The 15,891-nt window shown below is 59.3% G+C and carries 17 protein-coding genes and 1 pseudogene; 7 read left to right on the top strand and 11 right to left on the bottom strand.

All coding sequences use genetic code 11. From position 1 onward, the window contains the following. Positions 1-49 precede the first annotated feature (49 nt). A complete protein-coding gene (locus AB4O11_RS13755) occupies positions 50-1,858 on the top strand; it encodes a cation:proton antiporter (protein WP_099758085.1) in 1,809 nt (602 codons plus the stop codon). Positions 1,859-1,976: 118 nt separating this feature from the next. Here AB4O11_RS13755 and AB4O11_RS13750 read toward each other — a convergent pair whose 3' ends face one another. The 6 genes and pseudogenes from AB4O11_RS13750 to ffh all read right to left on the bottom strand — a co-directional run bounded on the left by AB4O11_RS13750 (position 1,977) and on the right by ffh (position 6,116). Continuing rightward, positions 1,977-2,390 carry an acyl-CoA thioesterase gene (locus AB4O11_RS13750; protein ID WP_093436815.1) on the bottom strand — a complete coding sequence of 138 codons (414 nt, stop codon included), beginning with the start codon at positions 2,388-2,390 and terminating at the stop codon, positions 1,977-1,979. A 92-nt stretch (positions 2,391-2,482) separates the two neighbouring features. Continuing rightward, positions 2,483-2,833 carry a 50S ribosomal protein L19 gene (gene rplS / locus AB4O11_RS13745; RefSeq protein WP_003175895.1) on the bottom strand — a complete coding sequence of 117 codons (351 nt, stop codon included), beginning with the start codon at positions 2,831-2,833 and terminating at the stop codon, positions 2,483-2,485. 45 nt (positions 2,834-2,878) lie between these two features. After that, a pseudogene (gene trmD / locus AB4O11_RS13740) lies at positions 2,879-3,590 on the bottom strand (tRNA (guanosine(37)-N1)-methyltransferase TrmD). A 44-nt stretch (positions 3,591-3,634) separates the two neighbouring features. Then, positions 3,635-4,171 (bottom strand): ribosome maturation factor RimM, encoded by a 537-nt coding sequence (rimM, locus tag AB4O11_RS13735; protein ID WP_093436819.1) that lies wholly within the window; start codon positions 4,169-4,171, stop codon positions 3,635-3,637. A gap of 5 nt (positions 4,172-4,176) precedes the next feature. After that, positions 4,177-4,428, bottom strand: a complete 252-nt coding sequence (gene rpsP / locus AB4O11_RS13730; RefSeq protein ID WP_016986371.1) for a 30S ribosomal protein S16 — start codon at positions 4,426-4,428, stop codon at positions 4,177-4,179. A gap of 311 nt (positions 4,429-4,739) precedes the next feature. Then, positions 4,740-6,116 carry a signal recognition particle protein gene (gene ffh, locus AB4O11_RS13725; RefSeq protein WP_007908988.1) on the bottom strand — a complete coding sequence of 459 codons (1,377 nt, stop codon included), beginning with the start codon at positions 6,114-6,116 and terminating at the stop codon, positions 4,740-4,742. A gap of 210 nt (positions 6,117-6,326) precedes the next feature. Here ffh and AB4O11_RS13720 point away from each other — a divergent pair, with 210 nt between their 5' ends. From AB4O11_RS13720 to AB4O11_RS13710, 3 genes are all read left to right on the top strand, one after another. Further along, positions 6,327-7,139 carry a cytochrome C assembly family protein gene (locus tag AB4O11_RS13720; RefSeq protein ID WP_460130927.1) on the top strand — a complete coding sequence of 271 codons (813 nt, stop codon included), beginning with the start codon at positions 6,327-6,329 and terminating at the stop codon, positions 7,137-7,139. Positions 7,140-7,151: 12 nt separating this feature from the next. Further along, positions 7,152-8,393: a transporter associated domain-containing protein gene (locus tag AB4O11_RS13715; RefSeq protein ID WP_460130925.1), complete on the top strand. Its 1,242-nt coding sequence runs from the start codon at positions 7,152-7,154 to the stop codon at positions 8,391-8,393. A gap of 256 nt (positions 8,394-8,649) precedes the next feature. Then, complete coding sequence (locus tag AB4O11_RS13710) at positions 8,650-9,966, top strand: MFS transporter (RefSeq protein WP_460089956.1); 1,317 nt, start codon at positions 8,650-8,652, stop codon at positions 9,964-9,966. 93 nt (positions 9,967-10,059) lie between these two features. Here the strand turns inward: AB4O11_RS13710 and purT are convergent, their stop codons facing one another. From purT to AB4O11_RS13685, 5 genes are all read right to left on the bottom strand, one after another. Next, a complete protein-coding gene (gene purT / locus AB4O11_RS13705; protein WP_003221968.1) occupies positions 10,060-11,241 on the bottom strand; it encodes a formate-dependent phosphoribosylglycinamide formyltransferase in 1,182 nt (393 codons plus the stop codon). A 100-nt stretch (positions 11,242-11,341) separates the two neighbouring features. Next, on the bottom strand, positions 11,342-11,809 hold the full coding sequence (locus AB4O11_RS13700; RefSeq protein WP_016986366.1) for a VUT family protein: 468 nt from the start codon (positions 11,807-11,809) through the stop codon (positions 11,342-11,344). Positions 11,810-12,128: 319 nt separating this feature from the next. Beyond that, positions 12,129-12,338, bottom strand: a complete 210-nt coding sequence (locus tag AB4O11_RS13695; RefSeq protein WP_093436849.1) for a DUF1289 domain-containing protein — start codon at positions 12,336-12,338, stop codon at positions 12,129-12,131. Further along, positions 12,335-12,859 (bottom strand): gamma carbonic anhydrase family protein, encoded by a 525-nt coding sequence (locus tag AB4O11_RS13690; protein ID WP_034154816.1) that lies wholly within the window; start codon positions 12,857-12,859, stop codon positions 12,335-12,337. Before AB4O11_RS13690 ends, AB4O11_RS13695 begins: the two co-directional genes overlap by 4 nt. A gap of 62 nt (positions 12,860-12,921) precedes the next feature. Beyond that, complete coding sequence (locus AB4O11_RS13685) at positions 12,922-13,521, bottom strand: CoA pyrophosphatase (RefSeq protein ID WP_099758082.1); 600 nt, start codon at positions 13,519-13,521, stop codon at positions 12,922-12,924. 147 nt (positions 13,522-13,668) lie between these two features. Between AB4O11_RS13685 and AB4O11_RS13680 the strand changes: the two genes are divergently transcribed. From AB4O11_RS13680 to AB4O11_RS13670, 3 genes are all read left to right on the top strand, one after another. Continuing rightward, positions 13,669-14,220, top strand: coding sequence for an NUDIX hydrolase (locus AB4O11_RS13680; RefSeq protein WP_007909002.1), 552 nt, complete (start codon positions 13,669-13,671; stop codon positions 14,218-14,220). Between the two features lie 113 nt (positions 14,221-14,333). After that, positions 14,334-14,849 carry a L,D-transpeptidase family protein gene (locus tag AB4O11_RS13675; RefSeq protein ID WP_007909004.1) on the top strand — a complete coding sequence of 172 codons (516 nt, stop codon included), beginning with the start codon at positions 14,334-14,336 and terminating at the stop codon, positions 14,847-14,849. Between the two features lie 283 nt (positions 14,850-15,132). Then, positions 15,133-15,864: a GntR family transcriptional regulator gene (locus AB4O11_RS13670; RefSeq protein ID WP_093436861.1), complete on the top strand. Its 732-nt coding sequence runs from the start codon at positions 15,133-15,135 to the stop codon at positions 15,862-15,864. Positions 15,865-15,891: the final 27 nt, after the last annotated feature.

Below are 15,891 nucleotides of genomic sequence, written 5' to 3'. Positions count from 1 at the left end.
TGGGCGCTAGTCTTTCATAGCCCGCTAATTCAAGGAACAGGGAGCATCAATGAACGAGCAGCAAATACTCTTGGCATTTGGCGGGATCGGCGCGGCCGCGCTGGGTTGCCAATGGCTGGCCTGGCGCCTGAAGTTGCCGGCCATTCTGTTTCTGTTGCTGACGGGGATTCTGGTCGGCCCGGTGCTGGGCTGGCTTGATCCACAGGAGATGTTCGGGCCGCTGCTGATGCCGCTGGTGTCGCTGGCGGTCGCGCTGATTCTGTTTGAGGGCAGCTTGACCCTGCACCTGTCGGAGTGGAAGGAGATCGGCAGCGTCGTTCATCGTCTGGTGACCATTGGCGCGATCTCGACCTGGATCGTCATCGCGGTCGCCACGCATTTTCTGCTCGGCTTCGACTGGATGCTGGCCATCCTGTTCGGCAGCCTGACACTGGTCACCGGCCCGACCGTCATCGTGCCGATGCTGCGCGTGGTGCGGCCGAAAGCCTCGATCGCCAACATTTTGCGCTGGGAGGGCATCGTTATCGACCCGATCGGCGCCCTCCTCGCCGTGGTGGTTTACAGCTTCATCATTGCCAGCGCCGAAGGGCACGGCCTCAAGCAGAGTCTGTTCACCTTTGGCGGGGTGATTCTCTGCGGCGCGGTGTTCGGCATTGTCGGTGGCTGGCTGCTCGGCACCGTGATCCGCCGGCAATGGCTGCCGGAGTATCTGCATAACCTCGCCTCGCTGGCGGCGGTGCTGGGGATTTTCATTGCCGCCAACGAAGTGATGCATGAATCCGGCCTGCTGGCGGTAACGCTGATGGGCATGTGGCTGGCGAACATGAAAGGTGTGGATGTACGGCACATCCTGCACTTCAAGGAAAACCTCAGTGTGCTGCTGATTTCCGGGCTGTTCATCCTGTTGGCGGCGCGCCTGGATTTGTACGCGCTGATCGGACTGGGGCCGCTGGTGCTGATTCTGCTGTTGGTGATTCAACTGATCGCTCGACCGCTGAACGTGCTGCTCAGCACGGCCGGTTCCAGCCTGAGTTGGCGTGAGCGCGCGTTGCTGTGCTGGATTGCGCCGCGCGGGATCGTTGCAGCGGCGGTGTCGGCGATTTTCGCGATTCGCCTGCATGAGGCCGGGCACGAGGGAGCATTGCTGCTGGTGCCGCTGACGTTTGCGGTGATCATCGGCACTGTGGTCCTGCAAAGTGCGACTGCGCGGCCACTGGCCCGACTGCTCAAGGTCGCGGAGCCGGCGCCGAGCGGATTTCTGATCGTCGGCGCCAACAGCCCCGCGCGCGATTTGGCCAAGTCGTTGCAGCAACTGGGCAGTCGCGTGCTGCTGACCGATTCGAGCTGGGAAAATATTCGTGCGGCGCGCATGGAAGGATTACCGACTTACTTCGGCAATCCGGCCTCGCAGCATGCCGATGCGCATCTGGATCTGGTCGGACTGGGGCATTTGCTGGCGCTGTCGCCGTCGGGTGAACTCAATACCCTGGCGGCGATGCGCTTTCGGCATGATTTCGGCCATCAGCGCCTGTTCGGTCTGGCCAGCGGCCATGAAAGCCGCCGCAGTGACAAGCACCGCGCCAGCCTTGAACATCGTGGCAATCAGTTGGGCAGCGAGGCGTTTACTTACGCGAAACTCGCCAGCCAGATGGGCCAGGGTGCGGAGTTATACAGCACGACGCTGACGGATGGTTTTGGCTGGGAGGATTACCGCGCGCTGCATGGTAATCGTGCGACCTTGCTGTTTATGCGCGATGACAGCGGGTGGGTGCATGTGGTGACGCCGGAGACTGCTTTGAAACCAGGATCCGGGTGGACGCTGCTGGCGTTGATTCAGCCTGAGGCCAGCGGCGCCTGAGCTGACGCCTTCGCGAGCAAACTCGCTCCCACAGGGTTCGTGTCGAACATAAAAACTGTGAACGACACACTTCCTGTGGGAGCGAGCTTGCTCGCGAAAGGCTCGACTCTAATCTGGATCAGGCAGCAAACCCGGGCAGCACCGGCACCGGCCGCTTGTCATCATCAATAGCAACAAAACTGAACTGCCCATGAATCGCCTTCTCGCGGCCATCACAGCTCATGCTCTCGACAAACACTTCCACCTCGACCTTGAGGCTGGTATTGCCGACCTTGATCACCTTCCCGACCAGCTCGACGATGGAACCGGCCGGGATCGCGTGGTTGAAGTCGATACGGTCAGTCGACACGGTCACCAGCGGCAAGCGGCAGAAACGCGTGGCGGTGATGAACGACACTTCGTCCATCCATGCCAGCGCTGTGCCGCCGAACAGGGTGTTGTGGTGGTTGGTGGTCGGCGGGAAGACGGCTTTGGTTACGCGAGTTACCGAGAGTTCGGTACGGCGCTGGATTTCCTGGTCGCGGGGAGTCATGGTTCTGGCCTGAAACGAAAGTACGGTGAATAAATTGCAGGCAACAAAAAAAGCAGCCCGTAGGCTGCTTTTTTCTGCATCGGAAGCTGGGCTTAAGCCAGTTTTTCCTTGATGCGAGCTGCTTTACCCGACAGGTCGCGCAGGTAGTACAGCTTGGCTTTACGTACGTCACCGCGACGTTTAACAGCCATGCTGTCGATCTGCGGGGAGTAGGTCTGGAAAGTACGTTCTACGCCAACACCGTTGGAGATTTTACGAACGGTGAACGCACTGTTCACGCCGCGGTTACGCTTGGCGATTACAACGCCTTCGAACGCTTGCAGACGGGAACGATCGCCTTCCTTCACTTTCACCTGAACGACAATAGTGTCGCCTGGGGCGAAGGTAGGGATTTCTTTGGTCATCTGCTCTGCTTCGAGTGCAAGGATGATTTTGTTGGTCATGCTGTGCTCCTAAGGTAAATCGTTCGATCTACCATCGATACGTTGTTAACTATCGTCCCGCTCGCGGATGTATTCCTCGAGCAGCTTCTTCTCTTCTCCAGAAAGCGAGCGGCTTTCCAGAAGATCGGCGCGTCGTTCAAAGGTCCTACCAAGGGACTGCTGTAAACGCCAACGCCGGATATGCGCGTGATTGCCACTCAGCAACACGTCGGGAACACGCTGATCCGCATACACCTCAGGTCGGGTGTAGTGCGGGCAATCCAGCAGACCATCCGTAAAGGAATCTTCCTCAGCGGAATCCGCATGCCCTAAAGCTCCAGTGCAGCAGTCGTGTAACCGCATCGATCAGGACCATGGCCGGCAGCTCGCCGCCAGACAGTACATAGTCGCCAATCGACCACTCTTCATCGACATGAGCCTCAATAAAGCGCTCGTCAATGCCTTCATAGCGGCCGGCAATCAGGATCAATGCATCCGATTGTGCCAGCTCGCGTACCGCCGACTGAGTCAGTTGACGGCCTTGGGGGGACAGGTAAATCACCTTCGCCGCCTCCCCGGCTGCTGCCTTGGCCTGAACCAGAGCATCTTCCAGGGGCTTGATCTTCATCACCATGCCCGGACCACCGCCAAACGGGCGATCGTCCACAGTGTGATGCCGATCCGTCGTGTAATCTCGCGGATTCCAACAGGTCAGCTGCAAGAGCCCCTGTTTGACCGCACGACTGGTGATGCCGTAGTCGCCGATGGCGGAAAACATCTCGGGAAACAAACTGATCACTTCTACGCGCAAATTAGCCACGTTTAGAAGTCCGCGTCCCAATCCACCTTCATCTCGCCCGCGGCCAGGTCGACAGCCAACACGCATTGCTCCGTATAGGGCAACAGGCGTTCGCGATCATCCAGGCTGCCAGCGCAAGGCTTGACGACCATTACATCATTGGCGCCGGTTTCCAGAAGATGATCGATTTTCCCGAGCAATTGCCCAAGGGTGTCGATGACCTTCAGACCTTCCAGCTGGTACCAGTAGTACTCGCCTTCGGTCAATTCAGCGAACAGATTGCGCGGCACGCAGATCTCATAACCGGCCAGAAGACGAGCTTCTTCACGATCATCAAGACCCTTGAGCTTTGCGACCAGAAACTTGTCGTTCCCGCGTCCACTGACCAGCTCGACCTGTTTCACATTGCCTTCGCGCTTGAGCGTCCAGGTTTTGTACTGCAACAGGTTTTCAGTCGGATCAGTAAAGGAATAAACCTTCACTTCGCCGCGAACGCCATGAACAGAATAAATTTTGCCAATAACGATCAAATCATCGGCAACAGCAGGCGTCGCGTTCATATTGCTCAGGCCGCAGCCTTGGCAGATTCCTTCAACAACTGAGCAACGCGCTCAGAAGGTTGTGCACCAACGCTCAGCCAGTAGGCTACGCGCTCTTGGTTCACGGACAGACGGGTTTCCTGACCACGTGCAACAGGGTTGAAGAAACCAACCTGTTCTTTGTGGGAGCCGTCACGCGGGTTACGCGAGTCGGTTACGGTCAGGTGGTAAAACGGGCGCTTTTTGGAGCCGCCAAGGGCAAGACGGATTGTTAGCATGTGAACATCGTTCCTGTAGTCGGTGCTGCAAATCTAAATGCACAGCGGGCATGGGTGCCCGAAAGGCCGCATATTCTAAGGAATATCCGGACTTTTGCAAATGACTTTTTCCGGCGCCTATGGCATGCCGTGCAGATCTGCATATAGAGCCGTCGATGAAAACGGCCAGTCAGCTCCCGCCGAGTGCGGGTTTGCTGTCGATCCCGCATCCTTGCGGGGCCTGCGCCGGTGCGACGACCGGCGAGATTCCAGTATCCCGTCTCACCCATTTCACTCACTTTTGGCGAGTGAAATGGATGAGACGGGACACCTTACATTTTTGGCATGCCGCCGCCGGGCAACATTCCGCCCATGCCACGCATCATTTTCGCCATACCGCCCTTGGCGGAGAATTTCTTCATCATCTTCTGCATCTGCTTGTGTTGCTTGATCAAGCGACCGATGTCCTGCACCTGGGTGCCGGAACCCATGGCGATCCGACGCTTGCGCGAACCGCTGATCAGCTCAGGGTCGCGGCGCTCGGCCGGGGTCATGGAGTTGATGATGGCTTCCATCTGCTTGAACTGCTTCTCTGCGGCGTTCTGGGCATTGCCCATTTGCGACAGGTTGACGCCGCCGATGCTCGGCAGTTTGTCCATGAGCCCGCCGAGGCCACCCATGTTCTTCATTTGTTGCAGCTGATCGCGGAAGTCTTCTAGGTCGAAGCCCTTGCCCTTCTTCAGCTTCTTGGCCAGTTTGTCGGCCTTGTCCTTGTCGAGCGTCGCTTCAGCCTGTTCGATCAGGCTGAGCACGTCGCCCATGCCGAGAATCCGCGAGGCGATACGCTCAGGATGGAACGGATCGAGCGCTTCGCTCTTCTCGCCCATACCGATGAACTTGATCGGCTTGCCGGTGATGGCGCGTACCGAGAGGGCGGCACCGCCACGGGCGTCGCCGTCGACCTTGGTCAGGATCACACCGGTCAGCGGCAGTGCATCACCGAAGGCCTTGGCCGTGTTGGCCGCATCCTGACCGGTCATGGCGTCAACCACGAACAGGGTTTCGACCGGGTTGATCGCGGCGTGCAACGCCTTGATCTCACCCATCATCTCTTCGTCGATGTGCAGACGACCGGCGGTATCGACGATGACCACGTCGATGAATTTCAGTTTTGCTTCTTTAATAGCTGCGGTGGCGATGTCGACCGGCTTCTGGCTCAGGTCGGACGGGAAGAACGTCACGCCGATGTCGTTGGCCAGGGTTTCCAGCTGCTTGATCGCCGCAGGACGGTAGACGTCCGCCGACACGACCATGACCGACTTCTTCTTGCGCTCTTTAAGGAAGCGCGCCAGTTTGCCAGCGGTGGTGGTTTTACCCGCACCTTGCAAACCGGCCATCAGAATCACGGCGGGCGGCACAGCGCTCAGGTTCAGATCTTCGTTGGCCGCGCCCATCAGGCTTTCGAGTTCGGCCTGGACGATCTTCACGAACGCCTGGCCCGGCGTCAGGCTGCGCGACACCTCGGTGCCGACAGCGCGCTCCTTGACCGAATTGACGAAGTCCTTGACCACCGGCAGGGCGACGTCGGCTTCGAGCAACGCCATGCGCACTTCACGCAGGGTGTCTTTGATGTTGTCCTCGGTCAGCTTCGCCTTGCCGGTGACATGGCGCAGCGTCTGCGAGAGACGGTCGGTTAAGTTTTCAAACATTGCGCGATCCTTTCAGGCCCTGTGTAGACCGGGGTAATGGCGGCCCAGACCGGAATCAACATGTGCTCGGCGAGCCTGCGGCGTGGGCAGGTCGCGGATTATAGCGAAGACTGCGGCTGGCGGACACCTCGCTGTCAGCTTCCTGAGTCTTTCGTGCCATGGCGGTTCTATGCCAAACTCAGCCCCTTTCGGGCCTGCCTAACAGGATTTATGCTCCCCTTGTCACCCAGTTTATTGACCACTCTCGCCGCCGCCCTTCTATATGCCGCTGCGACCCTTTATCAGAGCACTCGCCTGGCCACTGGTGCCAAGGCGAACAAACGCCTGCTGGTTAGCCTCGGCGCTCTCGCCGTGGTGGCCCACGCTGCCAGTCTGCTCACGCACCTACTGACCCCGATCGGTCTGGGCCTGGACTTCTTCAGCGCCTCGAGCCTGATTGCCGCGGCAGTGATCGCGCTGACACTGATTGCCTGCTCGCGAATCCCGGTGGAAAACCTGCTGGTGCTGCTATTTCCGCTGGGCGCGATCACCGTGCTGCTGGCGCAGTTCGCGCCGACCGGCACCGTGCAGATCATCGACGAAGAGCCGGGCATCCTCGCGCACATTCTGTTGTCGATCCTCGCCTACGGCATGTTCACCATCGCCGTGTTCCGGGCCTTGTTGCTGCTGGTGCAAGACCACCAGCTCAAACACAAGCACCCGTCCGGGCTGATCAAGAATTTCCCGCCGCTGCAAACCATGGAAAGCCTGCTGTTCGGTTTCCTCTGGGCCGGCTGGACACTGCTGTCGCTGTCGCTGATTTCCGGCTGGCTGTTCGTCGAGAACCTGTTCGCCCAGCATCTGGTGCACAAGACCCTGCTGGCCTGCCTGGCCTGGATCGTCTTCAGCGTGTTGTTGTGGGGCCGCAATCGTCTCGGCTGGCGCGGTCACAAGGCGATTCGCTGGACCCTCGCCGGTTTCTGCCTGCTGATGTTGGCGTATTTCGGCAGCAAACTGGTTCGTGAATACATCCTGCACATCTGACGGGCGGCATAAATGGACGGTTTGCCCCTAGGGCCGATGCTCGCGGTATTTGTCCTGCTGATTTTATGGTCGGGGCTGTTTACCGCCGTCGAAATCGCGCAGCAGCACCTGCTCGCGCAACGCATCGCCTCGCGCGCCAACGATAAGCCGCTGGCGAAGCTGAGCTTCCCGCTCGACAGCCTTATTCTCTGCAACACCCTGTGCCGCGCTCTCGCGGTCGTCATCGCGACACTGCTGGCGATTTTCCTCTGCGAAGAAAACGGCCCATGGGCTGCGTGCCTCGGTGCCGGGGCAATCCTGCTGGTGTTCGCCGATTACTTCCCACGTACCGTCGCTCAGCGTTACCCCGATGCGGTGCTGGCGTTCGGCAATAGCTTGCTGGCGGTGCCGCTGAAGATTGTTTATCCGTTTGCCTGGCTGTTCAGCCGTATCAGCGGTTTGCTGATGAGTCCGTTTGCGCGCAAGGTTCAGGTCGTGCAGCAAAGCGAAGATGACTCTCCCGTCGATCGCTACGACGATCCAGAGCATCCAGTGCGCGCGCACCCGGTCTCAGGCATTCATGCGCTGGACAATATTACGGTCAACGACATTCTGGTGCCGCGCAGTGACGTCGACGGCATCAACCTCGATGACTCGATCGAAGAAATCATCGAACAACTGCGGCATAACAAGCGCACACGCCTGCCGGTGTTCCATAGCGACATCAATCAGGTTGAAGCGGTGCTCAACACCCGGCAGATCCGGCACCTGCTGAACAACGGCGATCTGTCGCGCGAAGCACTGCTGGCCGCCAGTTACGAACCGTACTTCGTGCCGGAAAGCACGCCGCTGCAACTGCAACTGCTGAACTTCCACAAGCAGCAGCGGCGCCTCGGCATGGTCGTGGATGAGTACGGCGAAGTGCTCGGCATCGTCACGCTGGAAGACATTCTCGAAGAAATCGTCGGCGAGTTTGAAAGTGAGCACAGTCTGGATAATCCGCATATTCATCCGCAGGGCGATGGCCGCATGGTCATTGACGGTGCCGCGTCGATCCGCGAGTTGAACAAGTGCCTGGGTTGGCATTTGCCGAGCGATGGGCCGAAAACGCTGAATGGGCTGGTGACTGAAGCATTGGAGACGATTCCGGAAAGTGCCGTTTGCTTGAAGATCGGGCGTTATCGGCTGGAGATTCTTGAGACTGAAGAGAACCGGGTTAGCAAAGTGCTGATTTGGCATACCTCTTCTGTGCCTGCTTTGGTGCCTGCCCGATAAAAATCAAAAGATCGGGCCGCGTTCGGACGATCTTTTGCTCTTGTTTGATTGTTAGCCTCCTTCCTATAATCGAAACGCTTATCCAAGCCCCCGCCAAACCTTGTGCTTACCCCGCACCCAACAGGTTTCGGCCATTTCTGTTGTACTCCGGCGACTGTTCCTACCTGAAACAGCGACCGCGCCTCATCCCACATCCCTGGGTGCTCGACCATAATAATTCGCTCCAATGGAGCTCATGACTGTCAGGGATCACCGCATGACGACCAGTACCGCTTACAGCGCCACCGCGCCTGCCCAGCCGACCAACTCCGCCACCCGCGTGGCCACGGCAAGTTTTATCGGCACGGCCATCGAGTTCTACGACTTCTATGTTTACGCCACCGCCGCCGCTTTGGTGATCGGGCCGGTGTTCTTTCCACAGACCTCTGGCACCGCGCAGATGCTGTCGGCGTTCCTGACCTTCGGCATTGCCTTCCTCGCTCGACCGCTGGGTTCGGCGCTGTTCGGCCACTTCGGTGACCGTATCGGGCGCAAGTCGACGCTGGTGGCCTCGCTGCTGTTGATGGGCGTGTGTACGACGCTGATTGGCGTACTGCCGGGCTACGCCACCATCGGCGCATGGGCGCCGATTCTGCTGTGCGTGCTGCGTTTCGGCCAAGGGTTGGGATTGGGTGGCGAATGGGGCGGTGCCGCCCTGCTCGCCACGGAAAACGCGCCGAAGGGCAAACGTGCGTGGTTCGGCATGTTCCCGCAGCTCGGGCCTTCGATTGGTTTTCTCGCAGCAAACGGGCTGTTCCTGACCCTGGCCATGACTCTCACTGACGAGCAGTTCCGCAGTTGGGGCTGGCGGATTCCGTTTCTGCTCAGCGCAGCGCTGGTGATGGTCGGCCTGTATGTACGCCTGAAACTCCATGAAACCCCGGTGTTCGCCAACGCCATCGCTCGCCAGGAGCGGGTGAAAATACCGCTGGTCGAGCTGTTCAGTCAGCACTGGGCGCCGACATTGCTGGGCGCGGCGGCGATGGTGGTCTGTTATGCGCTGTTCTATATCTCGACGGTGTTCTCCCTGAGTTACGGGGTTTCCACACTTGGCTATAGCCGCGAAACCTTCCTCGGGCTGCTGTGTTTTGCCGTGCTGTTCATGGCTGCCGCGACACCTTTGTCAGCCTGGGCCAGCGACCGTTACGGGCGCAAACCGGTGCTGATCATCGGTGGCGTGCTGGCGATTCTTTCCGGGTTCCTGATGGAGCCGTTGCTGACTCAGGGTTCGACCTGGGGCGTGGCGCTGTTTCTGTGCATCGAGCTGTTTTTGATGGGGGTGACATTCGCACCGATGGGCGCGCTGTTGCCTGAACTGTTCCCGACCCACGTGCGTTATACCGGCGCTTCGGCGGCGTATAACCTGGGCGGCATTGTCGGGGCCTCGGCGGCGCCGTTCTTTGCGCAGAAACTGGTGGCGATGGGGGGATTGGGTTATGTCGGCGGGTATGTGTCGGGGGCGGCGGTGCTGAGTTTGATTGCGGTGTTGTGTTTGAAGGAAACCCGCAATAACGACCTGAATCAGGTTGCCTGACAGAAGATCAAAAGCTTCGCGAGCAGGCTCGCTCCCACATTGGAATGCATTTCCCTGTGGGAGCGAGCCTGCTCGCGAATGTCGCGACGCGGTTTAAAGCTCGACCACAACAGCCTGAGCAGCACGGGTCGCCTTGGCACGAGCAGCCTCGATCGACTCATCCCGCGCCAGCGCCACGCCCATGCGGCGCTGGCCATTCACTTCCGGCTTACCAAACAGACGCAACGCCGTATCCGGCTCGCTCAGAGCAGCGCCGAGGTTGGCGAATGCGGTCTGCGTCGACTGCCCTTCCACCAGAATCACCGCCGAAGCCGACGGCCCGAACTGACGGATCAGCGGCACCGGCAGGCCTAGAATTGCCCGAGCGTGCAGCGCGAACTGCGACAAATCCTGCGAAATCAAGGTCACCAGGCCGGTGTCATGCGGACGCGGCGAGACTTCGCTGAACCACACCTGATCACCTTTGATAAACAGCTCAACGCCAAACAGACCACGGCCACCCAGCGCTTCAGTTACCGCTTTGGCAACGCGCTCGGACTCAGCCAGGGCAATCGGACTCATGGCTTGCGGCTGCCAGGATTCCTGATAGTCGCCCTTCTCCTGACGGTGACCGACCGGCGCGCAGAACGTGGTGCCGCCGATGTGGCGCACGGTCAGCAGGGTGATCTCGTAATCGAAATCGATGAAACCTTCGATGATCACCCGGCCTTTGCCGGCGCGACCACCCTCTTGCGCGTAATCCCATGCCTTCTGCACGTCATCAGCGCTACGCAGCAGGCTCTGGCCTTTGCCCGACGAACTCATGACTGGTTTGACGACGCATGGGAAGCCCAGGTCCTGAACGGCTTTGCTGTAGTCCTCGAAGGTGTCGGCAAAATGGTACGGCGAGGTCGGCAGATCCAGCTCTTCAGCAGCCAGACGACGGATGCCTTCGCGGTTCATGGTCAGTTGCGCAGCGCGTGCGGTCGGGATCACGGTGAAGCCTTCGGCTTCCAGTTCGACCAGCGTGGCGGTGGCGATCGCTTCGATTTCCGGCACGATGAAGTGCGGTTTCTCGGCTTCGATCACGGCACGCAGGGCAGCGCCGTCGAGCATATTGATCACGTGACTGCGATGGGCAACCTGCATGGCTGGCGCATTGGCGTAGCGATCGACGGCAATCACTTCAACGCCCAGGCGTTGCAGCTCGATCACCACTTCCTTGCCCAACTCACCACAGCCACACAGCAATACGCGGGTCGCGGTTGGCGACAATGGAGTTCCGATACGGGTCATCTCAGGTCCTCAAAGAAGCGGATCATCGAGGAAAGCAACGCCAGACGCGCTTTCCATGGGGAGAAAGCGCGGCATTTTACATGAACCTGAGGCTTTGGCTTCAGCCGGCGACGGCCTGTTTACGCTCGCGCCAGGCCATGATCAGCCAGACGGCAGTGACGCCGGCGAATTTCGAAGCCAGAGCGGTGATGATCACCGGCGGCGTCAACAGGTCGATCATGCCGAAGAAGATGAAGGTATCGAGCGGAATACTCAGCGCCGAACTGATCCACAAGCGGTCGCGCAGCGGCCGTTTGGTGATGCTGAACACCAGCCAGTCGATGCACTCGGAGACCGCGAACGCCGTGGCACTGGCCAGAGCAATGGAAGGATCGGAGGTGACATAAGACAGCACCAGCGCCGCCAGCATCGCCACGATCGCGCCATGGCCGAAGCGGGTTTGCACCATATCGCGCAGCACGAACACCAAGCCGCCCCAGGCCGACCAGATGATGTCCAGGTGTGGCGCGGTGGAGAAGGCGAAGTTGATCAGCACAACGCTGCTGATGTAGGCGATGAGGAAAATCATGGAGGTGACCTGTCAGATTGGCGCACAGATTACTGGACCGGCAGATCAAGAGCTACCCCCTCCCCCAGCCCTCTCCCCCAAGGGGGCGAGGGGGAAAGGGAGCAGATCTTCGTTGAATCGACTCCCGAGTTCGACTCGATAACGCAGTTCGGTGCAGCTCGAACAATCCCGTTCCTTCAGGCGAGGGGAAAGGGAGCCGATCGGGGGCTTTTCAAACCTGAGCTCGACTCAATCGTTCAGGTCGGCGTATAGCGAAAGACACCTCGGTCAGTCCCCTCTCCCCCGGGAGAGGGTTAGGGTGAGGGCACCCTCAAGCCGATCACGATTTCGAAGGGATCATCCACACCAACCCACTCGCCTTCGCCCGCTCATGACACAACCCCAGCACCACGCGGCGCTCGTCGTTGGTCATACGGCCCCAGCGGGTGATCTCCGCGACCGTACGCTGGCAGCCAGTACAAATGTCATCCTCATCCAGCGCACAAATATTCACGCACGGCGAGGCGACCGGTCTTTCGGCTGTGTTCATTCTTCCTGCTCAACCAGATCGCGGGCATAGCGCTGCGAGTTATGCACATAGTGGGCGGCGCTGGCTTCGAGCATCTTCTTCTGCGGCTCGGTCAGTTCGCGCACGACTTTGCCCGGCGAGCCCATCACCAGCGAACCATCCGGAATTTCCTTGCCTTCGCCAATCAGCGAGTTGGCGCCAATGATGCAGTTTTTGCCGATCTTCGCGCCGTTGAGAATCACCGCGTTGATGCCGATCAGGCTGTAATCGCCGACGGTGCAGCCGTGGAGCATGGCGTTGTGGCCGATGGTCACGCCGGTACCGATGGTCAGCGGAAAGCCCATGTCGGTGTGCATCACCGTGCCGTCCTGGACGTTGCTGTTCTTGCCGATCAGGATCAGTTCGTTGTCGCCGCGCAGCACGGCGTTGAACCAGACGTTGGCGCCCTCTTCGAGTTTGACCTTGCCCACCAGTACGGCATTGGGGGCAACCCAGCTTTGTGGATGGGTCTCGACACGGGCGTCGCCCAAGCGGTATTTCATCTTGTTTTCCTCAGGGCTCACGGTGAATGGCCATTCTGCCGATGGCTCAGGTATTGATGCGTTCAAATATCAAGAAAGCTTTTCGGCGGTTGGTGCAGGCTGATCTTGGCGTCATAGAGCAGATTGATCAACTCGACGATCATGATCGCCGTCAGCCCCCAGATCTTGTACTCGCCAAAGCGGTAGCTCGGCACGTACCAACTGCGACCCTGATAGTCGATGCGGTGCGTGTGTTCACGGGGGTCTTTGCGGAAGAATTCCAGCGGCACAGTGAACACCGCAGCAATCTCGGCATCGTTGGCCAGATACTCGACAAAATCAGGGATGACGCCGACATAAGGCGTGACCTTGATGCCGTGCAGGGAGATCAGCGGACTGAGCGGGCCGATGATTTCAACCAGGCCGGGTGGCAGGCCGATCTCTTCTTCGGCTTCGCGTAGCGCGGTGAAGATCAGGTCGGGGTCTTCCGGGTCGCGACGGCCACCGGGGAACGCGACTTCGCCGCCGTGGGTCGAGAGCCCGCTGGCGCGCAGGGTCAGTACCAGTTCCGGCTCGTCACTGCGGGTGATCGGCACCAGAACGGCGGCCTCGGGGAAACGGGTGTCGGTCTCCAGCGTGCGCGGTGTGTGGTTGCTAACCCTATGCAGTAGCTCGTCCAGCATGAGTGTTCTCGATCTGTGCCTTACTCTGCATCATGCACCAATCGTTGCAAGCGCCCAAGCCCCCGAAACCCGCCGTGTCGCGAAACGACAACTTGCCGACCGGCACCGCTGCACGCCAAGATAGGCGCAGCATTCAGGAAGCCCAGCATGAAATTTTGCAGCCACTGCGGTAACCCGGTCACCCAGCGCATTCCCGAAGGCGATTCGCGGCTGCGATTTGTCTGTGACAGCTGTCAGACCATTCACTATCAAAACCCCAATATCGTCGCCGGTTGCGTGCCGACCTGGGGCACGAAAGTGTTGCTCTGCCGCCGCGCCATCGAGCCGCGTCTCGGCTACTGGACCTTGCCCGCCGGCTTCATGGAGAACGGCGAGACCATCGAGCAGGCCGCCGTACGCGAAACTGCCGAAGAAGCCTGCGCCCGGGTGCGCAACCTGAGTATCTACACGCTGATCGACGTACCGCACATCAGTCAGGTGCATGTGTTCTTCCGCGCCGAACTGGTCGACCTGGACTTTGCCGCCGGCCCCGAGAGCCTCGAAGTACAACTATTCGACGAAGCCGACATTCCCTGGGACGAGCTGGCTTTCCGCACGGTGGGACGTACCTTAGAATGCTTCTTCGCTGATCGGCGTATCGAGGCGTATCCGGTTCGGTCGGAATCGATTCCTCCGTTGGCGCAGCCGGTCATTATTTAATCAAGACATTGGCGTGATGGCCGACAAAAAGATCGCAGCCTTCGGCAGCTCCTACCTGTACACATACATATAAAATGTTGGTTATCCGCGTCACTCCCTGGGGAATCGTTTCAATGCGCTGGTTGCTTGCCCTGTTTTGCCTGTCGTTCGTTACCGTCTCCCAAGCGTCCTTCGTGACCACCGTGACGCCGTCGAATACCCCGCTCATCGAGAAAGTCCTGGTGCTCAAAGCGGCCCATCAACTGCAGTTGATCGCCGACGGCAAGCCGTTGAAGACCTATCGCATTTCCTTGGGCAAAGGCGCGAAGAAAGGCCCGAAGCTGATAGAGGGCGACAAGCGCACGCCAGAAGGTTTCTATTGGATCGACTGGCGCAAGACCAGCGACAAATTCAATCTGTCGATGCACATTTCCTACCCGAACATCAGCGATTCGGCCCGCGCCCGGCGTGAAGGCGTCGAGCCCGGCGGGATGATCATGATCCACGGCACGCCGGATTCGGAAGAGACCCCGGAAGACCTGTTCCACACCCTCGACTGGACTGACGGCTGTGTCGCCATGCGCAACGTTGATATGCGCGAAGTATGGAACCTGGTGCCGGACGGCACGATGGTCGAAATTCGCCCTTAAACCCTGACCACTGGTCACCTGCAAAAAAATAAACCAAAAGATCGCAGCCTGCGGCAGCGCCTACAGAGGTGATACCACTCTCAACTGTAGGCGCTGCCGCAGGCTGCGATCTTTTGCTTTTTATAGGCCAACACTAATACCACTTGAAACCACACCCCCTAAAACCCGCCATTCCATTGGGCCAAAGCCTATTTTCGCGCGTTGACATGGTATTCAAGTGGTATTAATTTCCGCCCCACAAGCGAGCCACAACAATCCTATACTCGCGACGGAAATGCCCTACATGAACGACCTTCATACCCTACGCCCGGACGACTCTCAGCCGACGCCGCTGTACCTGCAGCTAGCGCGCAATCTGGAAGCAGCGATTCATGCCGGGCAGTGGAAGTCCGAACAGGCGATGCCTTCGGAACGCAACCTCAGCGAGCAACTGGGCATCTCCCGGGTGACTGCGCGCAAGGCGCTGGAAGTCCTGCTCGATCAAGGCCTGATCCGTCGCCTGCAAGGTTCCGGCACCTTCATCACCCCTCGCCTCGAACAACCGCTGTCGCGCCTTTCGGGTTTCAGCGAGATGCTGCGCCTCAAGGGTTTCGTACCCAGTTCGCAATGGCTGGAACGCGAAATCACCCTGCCGACCCACGAAGAACTGATCCGCCTCAGCCTGTCGCCCAACGACAAGGTCGCGCGCATGAAGCGTCTGCGCAAAGCCGATGACACGGTCATGGCCATCGAAATGAGCACCCTGCCCGCCTCGATCATGCCCAAGCCGCAACTGGTCGGCGATTCGCTCTACGAATACCTCGACGGCATCGGCAAGCCGATCGTCCGCGCCCTGCAGCACATCCAGGCGATCAACGCCTCTGACGAGTTCGCCGCGCTGGTCGGCATTGCCCCCGGCACCGCGATGTTACTGATGACCCGGGTCGGCTACCTCGAAGACAACACCCCGATCGAAGTCACCGACACCTATTGCCGCAACGACTACTACGACTTTGTTGCAGAGCTTCGTAGATAAAGAGCTGCGTCGATAAGCGCAGTCACA

The sequence above is a fragment of the Pseudomonas sp. H1_D05 genome (genome assembly GCF_054682705.1).
This window is presented reverse-complemented; position numbering and strand designations above follow the sequence as displayed.